The sequence below is a fragment of the Photobacterium sp. DNB23_23_1 genome (genome assembly GCF_052873815.1).
Map to the genome: position 1 here is coordinate 1 of NZ_JBNNXT010000030.1, position 18,101 is coordinate 18,101.

The 18,101-nt window shown below is 44.8% G+C and carries 16 protein-coding genes; 7 read left to right on the forward strand and 9 right to left on the reverse strand.

What is annotated here, in order from left to right:
• Positions 1–402 precede the first annotated feature (402 nt).
• Complete coding sequence (locus tag ACVA53_RS17225; protein WP_446505755.1) at positions 403–678, reverse strand: hypothetical protein; 276 nt, start codon at positions 676–678, stop codon at positions 403–405.
• A 2-nt stretch (positions 679–680) separates the two neighbouring features.
• Positions 681–890 carry a hypothetical protein gene (locus tag ACVA53_RS17230; protein ID WP_446505756.1) on the reverse strand — a complete coding sequence of 70 codons (210 nt, stop codon included), beginning with the start codon at positions 888–890 and terminating at the stop codon, positions 681–683.
• Between the two features lie 328 nt (positions 891–1,218).
• On the opposite strand from ACVA53_RS17230, the gene ACVA53_RS17235 reads away from it, so the two are divergent.
• Both ACVA53_RS17235 and ACVA53_RS17240 read left to right on the forward strand, forming a co-directional pair.
• Positions 1,219–1,752, forward strand: coding sequence for a hypothetical protein (locus ACVA53_RS17235; protein WP_446505757.1), 534 nt, complete (start codon positions 1,219–1,221; stop codon positions 1,750–1,752).
• Positions 1,753–2,503: 751 nt separating this feature from the next.
• Entirely contained in the window at positions 2,504–4,846 is a 2,343-nt protein-coding gene (locus tag ACVA53_RS17240) for a YgiQ family radical SAM protein (RefSeq protein ID WP_446505758.1), read from the forward strand.
• A gap of 63 nt (positions 4,847–4,909) precedes the next feature.
• Here the strand turns inward: ACVA53_RS17240 and xylB are convergent, their stop codons facing one another.
• A complete protein-coding gene (xylB, locus tag ACVA53_RS17245) occupies positions 4,910–6,361 on the reverse strand; it encodes a xylulokinase (protein WP_446505759.1) in 1,452 nt (483 codons plus the stop codon).
• Positions 6,362–6,578: 217 nt separating this feature from the next.
• On the opposite strand from xylB, the gene ACVA53_RS17250 reads away from it, so the two are divergent.
• A complete protein-coding gene (locus ACVA53_RS17250) occupies positions 6,579–7,784 on the forward strand; it encodes a XylR family transcriptional regulator (RefSeq protein WP_446505760.1) in 1,206 nt (401 codons plus the stop codon).
• A 55-nt stretch (positions 7,785–7,839) separates the two neighbouring features.
• Here the strand turns inward: ACVA53_RS17250 and ACVA53_RS17255 are convergent, their stop codons facing one another.
• The 3 genes from ACVA53_RS17255 to xylF form a co-directional block, all read right to left on the reverse strand.
• Positions 7,840–9,015, reverse strand: coding sequence for a sugar ABC transporter permease (locus ACVA53_RS17255; protein ID WP_446505761.1), 1,176 nt, complete (start codon positions 9,013–9,015; stop codon positions 7,840–7,842).
• Positions 9,016–9,019: 4 nt separating this feature from the next.
• Positions 9,020–10,549, reverse strand: coding sequence for a xylose ABC transporter ATP-binding protein (locus ACVA53_RS17260; RefSeq protein WP_446505762.1), 1,530 nt, complete (start codon positions 10,547–10,549; stop codon positions 9,020–9,022).
• A 72-nt stretch (positions 10,550–10,621) separates the two neighbouring features.
• Complete coding sequence (gene xylF / locus ACVA53_RS17265; RefSeq protein WP_446505763.1) at positions 10,622–11,617, reverse strand: D-xylose ABC transporter substrate-binding protein; 996 nt, start codon at positions 11,615–11,617, stop codon at positions 10,622–10,624.
• 419 nt (positions 11,618–12,036) lie between these two features.
• Between xylF and xylA the strand changes: the two genes are divergently transcribed.
• Positions 12,037–13,356 (forward strand): xylose isomerase, encoded by a 1,320-nt coding sequence (gene xylA, locus ACVA53_RS17270; RefSeq protein ID WP_446505764.1) that lies wholly within the window; start codon positions 12,037–12,039, stop codon positions 13,354–13,356.
• Positions 13,357–13,423: 67 nt separating this feature from the next.
• Here xylA and ACVA53_RS17275 read toward each other — a convergent pair whose 3' ends face one another.
• Positions 13,424–13,636 (reverse strand): hypothetical protein, encoded by a 213-nt coding sequence (locus tag ACVA53_RS17275; protein ID WP_446505765.1) that lies wholly within the window; start codon positions 13,634–13,636, stop codon positions 13,424–13,426.
• 168 nt (positions 13,637–13,804) lie between these two features.
• Positions 13,805–14,548, reverse strand: a complete 744-nt coding sequence (locus tag ACVA53_RS17280) for a DUF2884 family protein (RefSeq protein WP_446505766.1) — start codon at positions 14,546–14,548, stop codon at positions 13,805–13,807.
• Positions 14,549–14,769: 221 nt separating this feature from the next.
• Between ACVA53_RS17280 and ACVA53_RS17285 the strand changes: the two genes are divergently transcribed.
• Entirely contained in the window at positions 14,770–15,249 is a 480-nt protein-coding gene (locus ACVA53_RS17285) for a LabA-like NYN domain-containing protein (RefSeq protein ID WP_446505767.1), read from the forward strand.
• Between the two features lie 97 nt (positions 15,250–15,346).
• Here ACVA53_RS17285 and ACVA53_RS17290 read toward each other — a convergent pair whose 3' ends face one another.
• Entirely contained in the window at positions 15,347–16,024 is a 678-nt protein-coding gene (locus ACVA53_RS17290; RefSeq protein WP_446505768.1) for a cation transporter, read from the reverse strand.
• Positions 16,025–16,197: 173 nt separating this feature from the next.
• On the opposite strand from ACVA53_RS17290, the gene ACVA53_RS17295 reads away from it, so the two are divergent.
• Both ACVA53_RS17295 and aqpZ read left to right on the forward strand, forming a co-directional pair.
• A complete protein-coding gene (locus ACVA53_RS17295; protein ID WP_446505769.1) occupies positions 16,198–17,082 on the forward strand; it encodes a LysR family transcriptional regulator in 885 nt (294 codons plus the stop codon).
• Between the two features lie 155 nt (positions 17,083–17,237).
• Positions 17,238–17,924 (forward strand): aquaporin Z, encoded by a 687-nt coding sequence (aqpZ, locus tag ACVA53_RS17300; protein ID WP_446505802.1) that lies wholly within the window; start codon positions 17,238–17,240, stop codon positions 17,922–17,924.
• Positions 17,925–18,101: the final 177 nt, after the last annotated feature.

Here is an 18,101-nt window from a genome sequence, read left to right on the forward strand (position 1 = left end):
CTTACCTCCGTGTTGGTGAAGTAAGATCATAATTGGGGACTGAGGCTATTAGAATGCGGTGTTTATGGGGCGCTTACCGTTCTATGCACCACAACAAAAGGTCAGCCATCGGCTGACTTTTTGTTGTATCTCGCTAAGGTAGCAGAGATTAGAAAATGTATACCTAATCACCATTAACAGACTGTGAATGAGTTTCAGCACTAACGCACAATGGGGCAAAAATAATTCACGAAACAGGTTGTTTCGCAATTGTGCAAGAGGTTCTTGCACAATTGAGTCCGAGAGTTTGTCCAACAGGCTGTTGGACAAATTGGGCAACAGCTTGTTGCCCAAATAGATCTCATGATGGTTTCATGTGTTCTAAACATGTCTTGGGGCAGGTGCTTTCTCACCAGCCCTTTCTTAATCGATGGTGTTCAAGTGATACTCAAACACAGACTGGCTGCTGTCGTTTTCAGAACCATTGATTTTATGGCCAGCCGGCATATTCGCTTCTCCTGAGTTATGCAATTGCACATCCATTACGCTTATTGAACCTAAGTTTGATTTTTCTAGTTGAATCGTTGCTAGCGCATTACGCTCACCTACAGAGGATAGGTGGTAATCAAGCACGCTGTTAGCCAAGACTGGTGTAGACAGAAACAAAGCGCTGATGATAACGAAAGCTGTTTTTTTCATAATTAACCTCTATGTGTACTATCAGTAATCTCGATCGTATCTGTTATACGATCCCCCCAAATATCGGCTGCACCTGGACTCAATACACCATGAAGTGAATTCAAGCCCCCCCACTCAATATCGTTTGTCGCGACAGTTTTTGAAGAGCCTTCAGCAGCAAATATTGGGGGGGCAATGAGTGTTGTTATTAATGCTAAAGTTGATCTTTTCATTAAAATTTTCATATTGATTTATCGGTTATATATGCTTAGTGATTAGTCTAAGAAGTATGCTTAACTCGATAAACAGGCAAATTATCAATACACTTTCGTTAAAACAGGGATAATAGAGCTCAAATGACGATGTCATCGGAGGTGAGGTACATACAGTAATGCGCATGCACACTAGCAGTGTTCTGTTACCAAATCTATGAGTACTAAAACGTTTGGAGCAGAAACGTCTTTGAACATGTCGGCCTGACTAGGGGGGAGATCTAAACTATGCTTTTTGCTGTGTCAGGTAACGAATAATAGCTGTAAAGTATTTGTATAGGGAGCCAGAATGAACCGTCTACTTTTGACACTATTGCTTACTGTTGTGTCTAGTTTACCTGCAGCGATGGCACAAAATGTGGAAATCGCACAAAAGCACCAACTAGATGGTTTTTTGAGTAGCTATTGCTTAGATATGGTTGGACAGGGCGAAAATGCTACCATTGATAAACCACTACAGTCTCATACGTGTTATAGCTACCGTGGTGATTTAGGCATTGATCAAGTATTTGACTCAACGAAAATCGCACAAAACCAGTTTTACCTCCCCCATTTTGATCTCTGCGCAGAATTCAGTGAGCTTTCAATCGGCGCTCAAGTAAATTTAAATAATTGTAATGAAAGTGAGCTACAGCAGATTGAGTTAACGAACGAGGGTTTAATTCGCCCAATAACGAATCGTAATTTATGCCTATCCTCGGGGCTCACTACTAAGCTGGGCCGAGGTGGCACATCCGATCACCAAATAAAAACGTTAACCTTACAACAATGCAGTGCTGAAAGAGCCCACTTTCAAGAATGGTATGGTCGTAAAAATGAATAACACAACAAGGAATGGGGCAATTCTGCGTTAACAACCATCAGCGAACTACTTTCTTAAATGCGATGACACTTTATGGGACTGTAAAACTGTTACTTATAAAGACCACATAAAGGCTCGGGCAATGGTAGAACCTCGCCTAGCAGCTCAAATTGGGTTATACCAACCTACATAAATATTTGATCAGTCTTGCTGGTTAGAATCGCTGTTCTCTGCATTAGATATTTTGTAATTAGAGCCACTAGTTACTGCAATATCTGCCTTGATAACAACGATTTTTCCAGTGCAAATACTTGATCAACTACTTATCCAGATTGGTATTAATGAGAGAGCTGGGTGCTAGATTTGAGGAAGCGAGGGGAGATGTAAACGCCATATTAAAGAGGCCTATTCATCAGCAATTCAACATGGATTTATCCGTATTGATTGTGAAAAGAGCCATACGCCACAAACAGTAGCTATATAATCAAAATGATGACAAAAGGCATTGGTCGCCTTAGCACATAAATTACCGTAATACGGTATGAACATGTTAAACTCCCCTCCCCTTATAGCCCTATACTAGAATCGAGTGCTTCTATGGAAGCCTTTGTTGTATGGAGCGAAGTACATTTATATCTAAAACTGGGGCATATGAGTGCAAGTGATGCCCATTGAATATAACGGGCCTTGGGACCAATAGTTAGAGCAAGGCACTTTGCATATAGACATGTCCCCTATATGCCCCCTTTTAGACGTAGTTTAATGTAAGAGCATGAATTTAAATAAAATTAACGAATATCCAAAGTACTGGGCAGAATGCTACGGTACTGCACCGTTCCTACCGACTAGCCGTGCTGAAATGGACGCGCTGGGCTGGGATAGCTGTGACATTATTATCGTTACCGGTGATGCCTACGTTGACCACCCGAGCTTTGGTATGGCTGTCATCGGGCGCTTGCTTGAAGCGCAAGGTTTCCGTGTTGGCATCATCGCGCAACCGGAATGGAACAACAAAGATGCCTTCATGGCGCTCGGTCAACCTAATCTGTTTTTCGGCATCACTGCCGGCAACATGGACTCGATGATCAACCGCTATACCGCTGATCGTAAATTGCGTCATGATGATGCCTACACACCAAATAACGAAGGGGGCAAGCGCCCTGACCGTGCGGTATTGGTGTACTCCCAACGCTGTCGTGAAGCGTACAAAGAAACCCCTATCGTACTGGGTGGTATTGAGGCCAGCCTGCGACGCCTTGCCCACTACGATTACTGGTCAGATAAAGTGCGCCGTTCGGTACTGCAAGATGCCAAAGGCGATATCTTGCTCTTTGGTAACGCCGAGCGTGCCTTGGTGGAAGTTGCCCACCGTCTTGCGAATGGTCAACATATTTCCGAGCTGACGAACATCGCGGGCACGGCTGTGATGATGCGCGAATGCCCAGAGCATTATAGAGAAATTGACTCTAGCCGCATTGAAAAACCGGGCAAGGCAATGCCAATGCTCAACCCGTATGCAACAGAAGAAACCTGTGCCACCAATAAAGATGAAAAAGCACAAGAGCCTGTTGCACAACCAGTTCAAATCCAGCCATCTCGTCATGACCCTGAAACGACCGTTATTCGTTTACCTTCTTTCGAAAAGCTGCGTAACGACCGTATTCTGTATGCCCACGCCAGCCGTGTCATGCACCTTGAGACCAACCCGTACTCAGCCCGCGCCTTGGTCCAGAAGCACGGTGATCGCGAGTTGTGGATAAACCGCCCGCCTATCCCTCTCACCACAGAAGAGATGGATTTTGTGTTCGGTTTGCCTTATGCCCGCGTACCACATCCAACTTATGGCAAAGCTAAAATTCCTGCTTATGACATGATCAAGACCAGTGTCAATATCATGCGTGGTTGTTTTGGTGGCTGCTCTTTCTGCTCCATCACCGAACATGAAGGCCGTATCATTCAAAACCGTTCACAAGAGTCAATCCTTAGTGAGCTAGAAGAGATCCGTGACAAGGTACCAGGCTTTACCGGGACAATTTCTGACTTGGGCGGCCCAACAGCTAACATGTACCGATTGGGGTGCTCTGATCCTCGTGCCGAGAAGAACTGCCGTCGTCCGTCATGTATCTTCCCTGAGATCTGTAAGAAGCTAGATACCGATCATAAACACACCATCGATCTCTACCGCAAAGCGCGAAATGTTGATGGTATCAAGAAGATCATGATCGCCTCCGGTGTACGTTACGATCTCGCGGTTGAATCACCAGAGTACGTCAAAGAGCTGGTAACTCATCACGTGGGTGGTTATCTGAAGATTGCCCCTGAACACACAGAGAAAGGCACGCTGGATCTGATGATGAAGCCGGGCATGGGTACTTATGACCGCTTTAAAGATATGTTCGAAAAGTACAGCAAGGAAGCGGGTAAGAAACAATACCTGATCCCTTACTTCATCTCGGCACACCCGGGTTCAACGGATGATGACATGCTGAACTTGGCATTGTGGCTGAAGAAAAACGAATTCGAGTGTGATCAGGTTCAGAACTTCTATCCATCACCGATGTGTAACGCCACAGCGATGTATCACTCTGAAACTAACCCGCTAAAGCGTGTTAAATACAAAAAGCGTGAAGATCTGTTTGTAGCCAAAGGTGAACGTCAACGTCGCTTGCACAAAGCACTGCTACGCTACCACGACCCTTTGAACTGGCCACTGATCCGCGAAGCCCTGATCAATATGGGTAAGAAGCACTTGATCGGTGACAGAGCCAGTTGTTTGGTGCCTGAAGAAGGCAGCGAAGCAGAAATGACACCAGCGCAGCGTCGCGGCTCGGGTCGCCACGGTGCCAAACGCTTTGCGACCAAGCACCCCAACCAGCCTGATATCCGTAAGGATGGCAAGCGTGGTGGTCAACGTGGTGATAGTCAGCGTAAGAATGGTAGCCAAACAGGTGGTAACACCAACGGCGGCAAAAATAATGGCTCTGCTTCCTCGTCACGTAACGGTAAAAATACCAAAGGGTCAACAAACGGATCCAAGCCACAGACGAGACAAGGCGGTAGTGGTAGCGGCAAAGGGCCTCGTAATGGTAAGCCTACCCGTTCCCGAGTAAGATAAATATAAGTACCGAAAGTATCAACAGTGCCAGCTTTTTGCTGGCACTGTTGTTATCAACTCAGGTTAAAAGAGCCCTTTAAGGTTGGTATATAGCGCTTGGTATGTCTCTCGCTTTGCCCTATAAAATCGTTGCTTCTCTGAGTTTGGAATATGACGCTGAACTAATTCCGGTACCGGGCATACCTGTGCGATATCCACTTCAGACTCAGTAGCCAAAATTGCCAATCTTGCCGCACCGAGTGCCGGACCAACATCCCCTCCTTTGCGAAAAACCAACGGCAAGCCAACAATATCAGCTAGCATCTGACGCCAATACTCACTTCGCGCGCCCCCACCAATCAAAGACACTTCCTCTGGGATCATCTTTGTCACATGCAATGCATCGAAGCCATCGGCAAACGCAAAGCCAACACCTTCCATGACAGCCTGAGCAAGCTCGAGCTTAGTCGTTGAATGTGTCATACCAAAAAACACGCCTTTTGCATTAGGATCATTATAAGGCGTTCGCTCACCTGATAAGTAAGGCAGGAATACGACGGTCGAATTGCGATCAGCACCTTGTTCAACTTGTACAATCATATCGCCAACATCGTCAAAGCCTGTCAGAGCAGCAACCCAGCTTAAGCAAGATGCGGCACTCAATATGACTGACATCGTATGCCATGTATTAGGAAGTGCATGACAAAAACTATGCAGTGCCGACTCCGGGTTGGAAATAAACCCATCGCTTACGGCAAAGTAAACGCCTGAAGTGCCGAGCGACAGCATGGCTTGTCCTGCCTGGGTTATCCCAACACCAACCGCACCAGCTGCGTTATCACCACCACCAGCAACCACAGGAACCTTTGCCATTCCCCAACGCTGTGCAATTTCCTCTTTCAAATAGCCTGTGACTTCGCTTCCTTCATATAGAGTAGGCATATTAGCCCGTGTCAGCCCTGTGGCTGCTAACAAGTCATCATTCCAGTCGCGTTTGCTGACATCTAGCCAACACGTCCCTGCTGAATCTGACATATCAGAAGCAAAATCACCGGTCATTTTGTAGCGCAGATAGTCTTTCGGCAACAAAACCTTATCAACCATTGCAAAGATCTCTGGCTCATAATTTGCGACCCATTTTAGCTTCGGTGCCGTAAAACCAGGCATCATGATGTTGCCTGTAATATCACGACTGTTGATCACCTCAGCTTCTAGCTGCTGACATTCAGCCTCACAGCGGCCATCATTCCACAATATTGCAGGGCGAAGAATGTCGCCACCTTTACCCAGTAAAGTCGCGCCATGCATTTGTCCCGACAAACCAATCGCTTTCACTTGACGCAAGTCGGTGAGCTCCCCCACCCCTGATATAGCCTGGCAGGTTGCCTCCCACCAATCTTCTGGAGATTGCTCTGACCACAAAGGGGCTGGCCGAGAAACATCAAGTGCTACGGACTTAGAAGCAACAATGTCGCCCGTTTTCGATAATACGATGGCTTTTACACCTGACGTGCCGAGATCAATTCCGATATACATAGGGCATCCTTTTACTGGACATGAAAAATGTTTGCACGGTGTGGAGTAACCGTCCTTGAATATGTTTACATGCCAGTATCAATGACCTGAAAGTGCCTGACAATTACGATATTTAACACTGAATTTAACGGATTTAACGACTGAGGGGGCGATCACACCCTGCGAGAAAATCTACTGATAGAATTACCACTATATATAACATGATAAGTAGGTATAGATGGATCAACGATTTCGAATCACTTTGTTATTTAATGCAAATAAAGTCTATGACCGAGAAGTGATTGAAGGCATCGGTGAATATTTACAAGCTTCTCAGTGTGAATGGGATATTTATTTAGAAGAAGACTTCACTACACACTTAGACAATTTTAAATCGTGGCAAGGAGACGGCGTTATTGCCGACTTTGATAATCCGCAAATAAAGGGACTACTAAACAATTCCCAGATCCCTGTCGTCGGTGTCGGTGGCTCTTATGAACATGATGACGATTATCCGTCCATCCCATATGTGGCAACAGATAACGAAGCACTGATTGATTTAGCCTATCAACACCTACGCGAGAAAGGACTCGAGAACTTCGCTTTTTACGGTATCAAAAATGACCATACTAATCGTTGGGCACATGAACGTGAAAAAGCCTTCAGACGGATTATTGAACGCGAGGGTTATTCAAGTTCAGTATATCTAGGCAACCAAACAAACCCGAATACATGGCAATACGACATGAACCGCCTTGCAGACTGGTTGCAACGGTTACCCACTCCTACCGGTATCATTGCGGTGACCGACTCCCGAGCACGACATCTTCTGCAAATGTGTGAACAGCTCAATATTATGGTGCCCGACAAAGTCGCTGTGATTGGTATCGACAATGAAGAGATAGCCCGCTACCTCACCCGGGTATCACTCAGCTCTGTCGGTCAAGGCTGCAAAGAAATGGGATACCGAGCAGCAAAAATATTACACAAACACATCCAGGCCAAACAACTCACCCCGCAATCTCCCCCTCGTCAGTCACCAACGCCACCCCGCATCCTTGTCGCACCAACAAAAGTGCACGAACGCCAAAGTACGGATTTTCAAGCCCTGAAAGATCCTTACGTAATTCAGGCGATGCACTTTATCCGCCACAATGCCTGCAAGGGAATAAAGGTTGAACAAGTACTCAGTTATGTGAATATCTCACGCTCAAACATGGAAGCACGGTTTAAAGACGAACAGGGCCACTCGATCCATCAAGAAATACACAACTCCAAACTCAAGCGGGCATCTAATTTACTGCAAACAACATCATTACCCATTGCCGAAATCTCCGACTTGTGTGGCTACCCTTCATTGCAATATATGTACAACGTCTTCAAAAAAAACCTTGGTCATACACCCAAAGAACATCGAAACAGTTGTGCTAAATGTGAAATCTAAAATAACAGCTCCGCCTTGGTAGCGGAGCTGTTCAATATCTAGTCTTGACCGCTATTTAACGGCTTTTCTTGGTGGCACTATCCATCCATACCGCCAATAGCAAGATCCCGCCTTTAACAACATACTGCCAAAAAGTCGGTACATCCATCATACTCATTCCGTTATCAAGCGAGGCCATGATAAAGGCACCAATCACTGCACCAATCACCGTACCGACCCCACCAGCCATGCTAGCACCGCCGATCACACAAGCTGCAATCGCATCAAGCTCAGCGATATTACCAGCCGAAGGTGAGCCAGCCCCAAGCCGACTTGACAGGATCAAAGCAGCAATTGCGACAAGAAAACCGTTCATCCCGTATACTGCTAGCTTGGTTTTCTCAACATTAATCCCTGACAACCGGCTCGCTTCAATGTTGCCGCCAATAGCGTAAATGCGCCGGCCAAATTGTGTTTTGGTCGCAATAAAAGTGCCCAAAATTAATAATGTCGCTAACAACAACACCGGAGTTGGAACCCCACGGTAGTCGTTTAGGATGAGAATAATAGACATTACCGCAATACCCAAACCGGCATGCCTATATATTTCACCTTTCGCTGGAGGCATGGATAACTGATATTGCTGTCTCATTGCCCTGCGTTTCTGTTGCCATCCAAAATAGACAACCAGACCACCAAGGCCAATAACCATACCCAGTAAATTGGGTAGGTAGCTCTGGCCGATAATCCCCATCGCCTGCGAAGTCGGGGCCACCGTGGTCCCATCGGTAATACCAATAAGAATCCCTCTGAAGGCGAGCATTCCCGCCAACGTCACAATAAATGAAGGCACTTTACGGTAGGCGACCCACCAACCGTTCCACAACCCAAGTAATAGGCCTGCGGCAAGGGTAAAAATAATGGTCAGAGGTAATGGTAGACCGAACCACACGTCTAAAATGGCCGCCGCACCACCGAGTAGTCCCATCATTGACCCGACCGACAAGTCAATTTCTCCACTAACAATGACAAATACCATGCCAATGGCAAGAATGCCGGTAATTGCGGTCTGCCTAAATAGGTTTGAGATATTTCGAGGCGATAGATAAGACCAATCAGTCATCACACTAAAGAACAGCATGATCAAAACGATTGCCGCCGCCATAACAATAAGCTGGAGTTTCGCTCCTTGAAACCAATCCTTAATATTTGTATTTCTTGAATTTGATGCTGCCTGTTTGACTTGTTCCATGACGCTATACCCCTTCCGCCACTTTCTCTGAAAGTGCACAATCCATGATTTGTTCTTGTGTGAGATTGTCGTTCACCAAATTTCCCTTAATTTCCCCTTCGTGCATGATCAAAACACGATCACTGATCCCCAATACTTCGGGTAACTCAGAAGAAACCATGATGACACTGATCCCTTGTTTGACTAAGGTGAAAATAAGCTTATAAATTTCGTACTTAGCCCCAACATCAATACCTCTTGTGGGTTCATCGAGGATCAGAATTTTCGGCCCTGTAAGAAGAAAACGGGCCAAAATGGCTTTTTGCTGATTACCGCCCGATAAGTTACGGATTGGCAGCTCTGCATTCGGTGTTTTTACGGTCAATGACAAAATAGATTTTTCAATTTCAGAGGCTTCTTGAACATCATTAAGTATCCCCGAGCGAGAAAATTGCTCCAACCCAGCTAAAGTAATGTTCTGACCTACTCCCATGATTGGAACAATACCGTGGCGCTTACGATCCTCGGGTACCATTGAAATACCGTGATGAAGCGCATCCTGGCTACTTTTAATATTCACCTTATCGTCATCAAGAAAGATCTCGCCGGTATGTTGGCCTTGATAGCAACCATAAATACACTCCATCAACTCCGTTCGTCCTGCCCCCACGAGACCCGAGATGCCGAGAATTTCACCTTTTCTTAATTCGAAGCTGGCACCGCGTACCTTAGCAATGGCTGAATTGGCTTTGTCCCACGCCCAAATATTGTTAGCCCGAAATACCACCTCACCAATGTCATGAGGTTCGCGTGGAAAAAGTTGCTTCATCTCCCGCCCAACCATCATAGTGATGATATCGTCAGTATTCATGGTCGCAGCGGTTCGAGTACCAATGTGTAATCCATCGCGGATAACACAGATATGATCAGAGATCGCTTTCACTTCATTGAGTTTATGGGATATGTAAATACAGCTGACACCACCACTTCGTAACCCCTTAACCAATTCAAGCAACGTTTCAGTCTCGGATTCGGTCAGTGGCGCCGTCGGCTCATCCAATACTAACAACTTTGCATTTTTCGATAGCGCTTTGGCTATTTCAATCAACTGTTGCTGCCCCACTCCCAGGTCACCAACTATAGTTAACGGTGAGACATTCAACTTAACCTTTTCTAACATCTTGACCGACTCTGCATACATCCGATCAAAATCTAAAACACCGAACGTATGGATTTCTGCACCAAGAAATAGGTTTTCCAGTACCGACAGTTCTTTTACTAGCGTTAATTCTTGGTGAATAATGGCAATACCCAGTGCTTCAGTATCTGCAATCCCTTTTGCTATTACAGGGCTACCCTCAAATAGTATCTCACCCTCAAATTGGCCATCAGGATAAATACCACATAACACTTTCACTAATGTCGATTTACCCGAGCCATTTTCACCACATAAAGAAAGGATCTCACCCCGACCAAGTTGAATGCTCACACCATCAAGGGCTTTTACCAATCCAAATCGCTTCACGATATTGCGCATTTCTAGCAACGGAAACATTAATCACTCCTTTACAACATACCCGTTATGCGTGGGCTAAACACAGCTAGCCCACGCTTGATGGCGTTGTTATTAACGATAAATGTCTTTTTCAGAATGGAAATTATCGGCAACTAATGTTTGCTTGATGTTGGTATTGTTTACTGTAATTGGCTCTAGCAACCAAGATGGAACATCTTTAGTACCGTTGTTTAGCTTAGCGTTAGACTGTGGAGTCTTGTCATTACCAAGTTCCACTGCAATTTCTGCCGCACGGGAAGCAAGTGTATTAATTGGCTTATACACCGTCATGGTTTGTGTACCTTCAACAATACGACGTATTGCCGCTAAGTCTGCATCTTGACCCGAAATAGCCACCTTACCTGCAAGTCCCTGCGCCTCTAGCGCTTGAATAGCCCCACCGGCCGTTGCATCATTTGAGGCTACAACAACATCAATATTGTTATCGTTGGCAGTCAGGGCATTTTCCATAATTTTCAGTGCGTTTTCTGCTAACCAAGAATCAACCCACTGATCACCCACAACGTTAATTTCGCCAGCATCAATTTTAGGTTTTAATACATTCATCTGGCCCTGGCGGAACAATTTCGCATTATTATCCGTTGGCGCTCCTCCCATAAGGAAGTAATTGCCCTTAGGTTGCGCATCTAGCATCGCCTTCGCTTGCATTTCTCCAACTTTTTCATTGTCAAATGATAAGTAAAAGTCAATATCAGCGTTGTTAATTAAACGGTCATAAGCCAATACTTGAATACCGTCACGTTTTGCTTCTGCAATAACGTTACTCAACACTTCACCGTTATAAGGGATAATAACGAGGACATCCACACCACGGGAAATCATATTTTCAATCTGAGAAATTTGTGTTTGCTCATTACCATTAGAAGACTGTACATAGACCTTTGCCCCTAACGATTCAGCACGATCCACAAAGATATCTCTGTCCTTTTGCCAACGTTCAAGCCTCAGGTCATCAATAGCCATGCCAATTCTGATATCTTTTGCCATTGCCGATACCGAGCACACACTTACCGCAAACGCACAAAGAAGGGATATTATTTTTTTCATTATTTCGTCCTTAATTTCACTTTATTGGTCATCCAACAACTGCCGGATTATTATTAATTTATATTGAGACCGCGATGACTTCTTTTAACATATTTGAACGTGCCCTTATGTTTTTTCGTTTTTATCTCAGTATGTGACCGCGGTATAATTTTAAATTATCCCCCAGTACAAAAAGATAGGTTCATGACATATATGGTAACACCCAGTTACATAAGGGGTAATTTGCATAAATTACATGAAGATACCTATTAATAAGATTGCATTTATTAAAATCAGGTAATACCCATTAACTGAGATTTAGATCACATTTAAAAAATAGATGAAAATTAGAATTAAAAAACATAATTGATGAGATGAGTAAAAACATTGAATATAAATAATGGATAAGGTTCACAACAAAAATAATTAGGATTTAGGCTATGAGCGAAATTTTCAAAAACATCAGTGAAATTAAGTTTGAAGGTACAGAATCAACTAATCCTTTAGCATTCCGCCATTACGACGCCGACCGTATGGTACTAGGCAAATCAATGAAAGAACACTTACGTTTTGCTGCATGTTATTGGCATAATTTCTGCTGGCAAGGCTCAGATGTATTTGGTCAAGGTACATTTGAGCATGAGTGGTTTAAAGCATCAGATCCTATGGAAAATGCGCGTGTGAAAGCCGATGCTGCCTTTGAGTTTTTCTCAAAGCTTGGTGTGCCCTATTACTGCTTTCATGACATTGATGTGGCTCCTGAAGGGAAATCGATCAAAGAATATGTCAATAACTTTCAGTCCATGGTTGATGTGTTAGAGCAAAAACAAGAACAAACCGGTGTTAAATTGCTTTGGGGGACGGCTAACGCCTTTTCGAACCCACGCTACATGTCAGGTGCGGGCTCCAACCCAGATCCTAAAGTATTTGCTTATGCAGCAACCCAAATTTTCAATGCTATGGGGGCAACTAAGCGCCTAGGCGGAGAAAACTATGTGCTTTGGGGGGGACGTGAAGGTTATGAGACGCTGCTTAACACCGATCTTCGTCAAGAGCGGGAACAACTTGGTCGCTTAATGCAGATGGTCGTTGAGCACAAACATAAAATCGGCTTTAACGGTACCATTCTCATCGAACCTAAACCACAAGAGCCTACTAAACATCAATACGACTACGATACAGCCACTGTCTACGGGTTCCTAAAACAGTTTGGCCTTGAAAACGAGATTAAGGTTAATATTGAAGCTAATCACGCAACGCTTGCAGGCCACAGCTTCCACCATGAAGTGGCAACGGCAACGTCACTAGGCATTTTCGGCTCGATAGATGCTAACCGCGGAGATGCACAGCTAGGCTGGGATACTGATCAGTTCCCTAATAGCGTAGAAGAGAACACTCTTGTCGTTTACGAAATCCTAAAAGCCGGTGGTTTCACAACAGGTGGCTTCAACTTTGATGCTCGTCTTCGTCGTCCATCCATTGATAGCACCGATCTTTTCTATGGTCATATCGGGGGAATGGATACCATGGCACTAGCGCTTCAGCGCGCAGCAGACATGATTGAAAATGATGTATTATCGAAAAAAATTGCTGAACGCTATGCTGGGTGGAATGACTCACTGGGTAAAAATATCCTTGCTGGTGATCATTCTTTAGAATCACTGGCTAAATATGTCACCGATAATAACCTTTCCCCAGAAAGAATATCGGGGCGTCAGGAGTACTTAGAAAATATCGTCAATGGCTTTATTTACAAATAGGTAAATAGCTTACTGACCATTGTTCCAATTTGTACCCAAGCCAACAAGGTTGGCTTGGGTCATAGGATTAGCGTATCAGCTCTGATACCATCAGCCCAATAACGGCGAGTGCTATCAGCACGCCTAAACCAATCAAAATTTTCTGTTGCGATTTTTCATCAAGATACTTAGTTACTAGCGCTCCTAGCAACAAAAGTATGATGATTACAACAAGCTTAAGCATCTCAATACCACAATATAAATTGGCTAATAAATGTACCTTATCAGGCGAATGGAACATGATCTGTCTTACCAATCATGTTTTCACTATTCGGCTCAGACTGTTTGTAACATACTGTTTAAGCAATAAATGGCAACCTACGCCACAATGACCACTTTACTCATCAGATAATAATAAGCTAAGGATATAAACACCCATACAATATGACCAAAGCTTGTGGCCATAATTTTATATTTCAAACATTTGATAATCTTTCAATTCAGGGATCACCTGCTGCAATTCTTGCTCTTCTTCGGCAAGACCTTCAATAGACTCGCAGATAGTCCCGGCTTGCTCAGCCACCTCGCCAGAGCGTTGACGGATCGTTTCTTGTAAACGCTGTTTTAATTGCGACAACTCACTTTGGAAGTCCGAAAAACTCAATTCACCGCTTTTCATTTCAGCAGACAATGACGCGATTATCCCAGAAATAGATTCCATACTGATATGTTTCAGTGCTTCTTCGAATTCCTGCTTCCAGTTTGTATCCATAGATTCGAAAACATCAGCAGGCATCACGAACTCGCCGTCAGGATAGAACTTTTGCTTGGCTTTCTCGCTATATTCATCAACCAGTTGCTCAGCACCAGAGAAAGCATCCCCCCCACCAAAATGGATAGACAACTCATCAATGATATCCTGCGCGATGCTGGCCCCTTCATCAGCTAAATTCGCCATTTGAGGCAGGTAGGATTTCACATGCTCACTGTATGACTGTAATGCGAGTGTTTGCGGTTCAGAGAGCGCAACTTGTTTGTCTTCAATAAAAAGCTGATTTTCACTGTCAATCAACAACTTGGCTTGCCCGTCCTGATAGACTGATACTTCGTTGCCAGCAATGTGAATATCATTAGGCACATTCACCGGGCAACTTTGAGCAAAGCTACTTGTTGAGCAAGTAAGAAGAGACAATGCAATAATTGTTTTTTTCATAGCTAACTTCGTCTTATCAATATCTGGCACTACTATATACCCAAATAACGGCAAATTGCACAGATCAAGCCTCATCGATGGGTACAGTTAAAAAAATAGCATGCCATAGAATAACTAGCCGCCAATATCCTGAAGGCTAAGCAATTAATACCAGTTGAAGCATGCATATTACGATTGCTTAAGGTTATACTACCCCTTGGCCCAACCAATGAAGAGATATCGTGGATAAAGTCGCTATTTTTGTCGATGTGCAAAACATCTATTACACCGTCAAAGACACCTATGCCTGTAACTTTGATTATAATGCCTTTTGGGCTGAAGCAACCCAAGGCAGAGAGGTTGTGGCGGCTTATGCGTATGCGATTCACCGCGGTGATGAGAAACAACGTCAGTTCCAGAATATCCTTCGTGGGATAGGTTTTGACGTCAAACTCAAACCATTCATTCAACGCAGCGACGGCTCTGCCAAGGGTGATTGGGATGTCGGTATCACGCTTGATGTGATGGAGCATGCGCCAGATGTTGATCGCGTTATCCTGCTATCCGGTGATGGGGACTTTGATCTCTTGGTTGACAAGGTCCAAAGCAAATTTGGTGTTGATGTCGAAATCTACGGTGTGCCGGGGTTGACCGCAGCCTCTCTCATGAATACAGCCCACTTCTTCCGTGAAATAGAAGAAACACTGCTGCTAAAACGTTAAAGAGCCACACCCTAAAAGGTAGGAGCCAAGCTCCTACCTGAAAATATCTTGCTCACTCTCACAACCCACCACCGATCAATCGTCCACAGTATGAAGATTAACGCAAGCCAATGAGTGCTTTATAATCATTACTACCTCGCAACTCCTTTAGCGCACCCAGCATCATCGTCAACGGTACGATCACAAAGTACACCGATGCCACCACAACCATTACTGGGTCGGCATACACAGAATAAGCTTCTAGACCGATATGCTTCATCACCGAAGCTAAAATAAACCCCACCAGCACAGCACCACTGATCACTGTGTCCATCATCCACTGCTTGGATTCTGCCACTACGAGGTTAGAACCCGATTCTTCTCCGTACTTCTTCATCACTAGATAAGTTGCTAAACAACCCGCCACGTTAATCACACCAAAAATCAGTGCCAAACCAGCATCAATATCACGACCGCCATCCCGTATTGCCAAAATAGCTGAGCTAAATGAAATACAACACATCATGGTGATCACCAACCCTTTAAAGGCGATAACTATAGGTTCAATTTTTTGGGTACTTTCAGCACCTTTACGTGATGGCGAACGGATGTATGCTGCTGCGACAAGAGACAATACAGTTAATGCCAAACTAACCAGAGAATACGCTCCGTCGAAAATAATAACGAGTGACCCCATCCAAAGCCCGAAGCCGATCCCTAATAGGGCAAACAACAGTGCAGAAAAAGTTGATAGTTGTAAAAGCTTACGTTCCAGTACCACATTGCATTGCATCATTACCTCAGTGCAAGACCTGAAGCCCCGCTTGTATTCGTATTGTGTTCTTAACCATGATCATACCTAGGAGATAAAAAATACGATAATCACTGACCGTCAATTTTTTTGGCGCTGATACTGATTTTTATCGTTGGATACTGGATAATGAAAAAATATCTCTGTCGAGGCTCCCCATGAAGCTCAGTCAATTAACGCTTTTCCTTGAAACCTGTGAATCCGGTTCGATCACTGAGGCAGCAAAAAAGTGTGGTAAAAACCGTACGACTGTCAGCTCTGCACTGAGTTCGTTGGAAGATGAACTAGGCGTTTCACTACTTCAACGCAGCGGTAACCAGGTACAACTAACAGAGATTGGTAAGTCGATAAAAAGCGACGCCGAGCGGATCATCATGATTGCCAATGATATCCATGCCAAATGTCACCAACATCTCGAAGGTGTTGAGGCTGCCCTACGGATCGCCAGAGATGATGCATTACCAGAGTCATTCTGGCGCCAGCTGGTTCACGATTTGAGCATCAACTACCCCAACAGTAGTATCTCTATCTATGTCGCACCGCCTCCTGAGCTCGATGAAATGGTTGAGCTGAACATGGTGGATATGGCTTTTTGCCTGTTACCAACAACGGGGAACCTGCCTAAAAACCAATATACCCAACTAGGACAAATCCGCATGATGTCGGTAGCCCGTGCTGATCACCCTCTTAACCAACTCAGTGATGTGGTCAGCGACGATTTAGCCCACGCTACGGAATTCGTCTTGGCAGCAATCAAAGATCAGAGCCTGACGGCCGTTTCGCCGACCTCAAGCAACTATATCGCTCTTACCTTTTACGAACACCTGCGCAATGCAGTGCTAGATGGGAATGGCTGGTCAACCGTACCATCGGTACTGATCAACAGCTACTTGAGAGACGGTACATTGAAAGTACTCAACCATTATCAGTCAATGCGTTGGCAACCTTATGGGGTGATCTACGGCAAGCACATCCAACTAGGCCGAATATCCAGATGGCTATCAACGCAACTAGAAGCTTATATCGATATAGAAGCTCACTAGGCGCAGCAAACAATACTAAAACGGAAGTTTCAACCGATAAAGTTGCTTGATAATGCGCCGCTATGGCCCATTAGTGTCACTGTTGAGCCAGTATCTTAATGCAGATCCCCTATACTCAATGAAGTTTTGTGACTCTTCAGAGGCAGGCCTAAATGATAAAAAAATTAGTGGCCGAGTTTATCGGTACGTTCTGGTTAGTACTTGGCGGGTGTGGCAGTGCAGTGCTGGCTGCTGCTTTTCCTGATGTGGGTATTGGTTTACTTGGGGTCTCGCTGGCCTTTGGTTTGACCGTTGTCACTATGGCTTATGCCATTGGGCATATTTCGGGGTGCCACCTCAACCCTGCGGTTACCGTTGGCCTCTGGTCTGGTGGGCGATTCCCTACCAGCGAAGTGATCCCTTATATTGTCTTTCAGGTCCTTGGGGCGATAGCTGGTGCATTTGTGCTCTATCTCATTGCCAGCGGACAAGCCGGATTCAGCCTAGCAGGAGGGCTCGCTTCCAACGGTTATGGCGACCATTCTCCCGGTAATTACACCATGGTGTCAGGATTCATTACTGAATTTGTTATGACTTTCATGTTTCTGTTCGTGATCCTTGGAGTTACCCACAAGCTTGCATCACCGGCAATGGCTGGGCTTGCTATTGGATTAGCGCTAACGCTTATTCACCTGATCAGTATTCCGGTGACCAATACCTCGGTCAACCCTGCCCGCAGTACGGGTCCAGCCATTATGGTCGGTGATTGGGCAATGAGCCAACTATGGTTGTTCTGGCTAGCGCCACTACTCGGAGCGCTGATTGCCGGCCTAGTTTACCGTTGGCTCTCTCCAGATGAATAATACCAACCTACATAATATTTGATCAGTCTTGCTGGTTAAAATCGCTGTTCTCTGCATTAGATATTTTGTAATTAGAGCCACTAGTTACTGCAATATCGGCCTTGATAACAACGATTTTTTCCAGTGCAAATACTTGATCAACTACTTATCCAGATTGGTATAATTAACGCTCTAAAT

Bases quoted from the DNA above. Each gene is read 5' to 3' on its own strand.
- xylB (WP_446505759.1), bottom strand. From the start codon at position 6,361: ATGTATATCGGAATTGATCTCGGCACGTCAGGTGTAAAAGCCATCGTA.
- xylA (WP_446505764.1), top strand. From the start codon at position 12,037: ATGAGCGAAATTTTCAAAAACATCAGTGAAATTAAGTTTGAAGGTACA.
- ACVA53_RS17290 (WP_446505768.1), bottom strand. From the start codon at position 16,024: ATGATGCAATGCAATGTGGTACTGGAACGTAAGCTTTTACAACTATCA.
- ACVA53_RS17255 (WP_446505761.1), bottom strand. From the start codon at position 9,015: ATGGAACAAGTCAAACAGGCAGCATCAAATTCAAGAAATACAAATATT.
- ACVA53_RS17280 (WP_446505766.1), bottom strand. From the start codon at position 14,548: ATGAAAAAAACAATTATTGCATTGTCTCTTCTTACTTGCTCAACAAGT.
- ACVA53_RS17230 (WP_446505756.1), bottom strand. From the start codon at position 890: ATGAAAAGATCAACTTTAGCATTAATAACAACACTCATTGCCCCCCCA.
- ACVA53_RS17225 (WP_446505755.1), bottom strand. From the start codon at position 678: ATGAAAAAAACAGCTTTCGTTATCATCAGCGCTTTGTTTCTGTCTACA.
- ACVA53_RS17260 (WP_446505762.1), bottom strand. From the start codon at position 10,549: ATGTTTCCGTTGCTAGAAATGCGCAATATCGTGAAGCGATTTGGATTG.
- ACVA53_RS17250 (WP_446505760.1), top strand. From the start codon at position 6,579: ATGGATCAACGATTTCGAATCACTTTGTTATTTAATGCAAATAAAGTC.
- ACVA53_RS17235 (WP_446505757.1), top strand. From the start codon at position 1,219: ATGAACCGTCTACTTTTGACACTATTGCTTACTGTTGTGTCTAGTTTA.
- ACVA53_RS17295 (WP_446505769.1), top strand. From the start codon at position 16,198: ATGAAGCTCAGTCAATTAACGCTTTTCCTTGAAACCTGTGAATCCGGT.
- xylF (WP_446505763.1), bottom strand. From the start codon at position 11,617: ATGAAAAAAATAATATCCCTTCTTTGTGCGTTTGCGGTAAGTGTGTGC.
- ACVA53_RS17240 (WP_446505758.1), top strand. From the start codon at position 2,504: ATGAATTTAAATAAAATTAACGAATATCCAAAGTACTGGGCAGAATGC.
- ACVA53_RS17275 (WP_446505765.1), bottom strand. From the start codon at position 13,636: ATGTTCCATTCGCCTGATAAGGTACATTTATTAGCCAATTTATATTGT.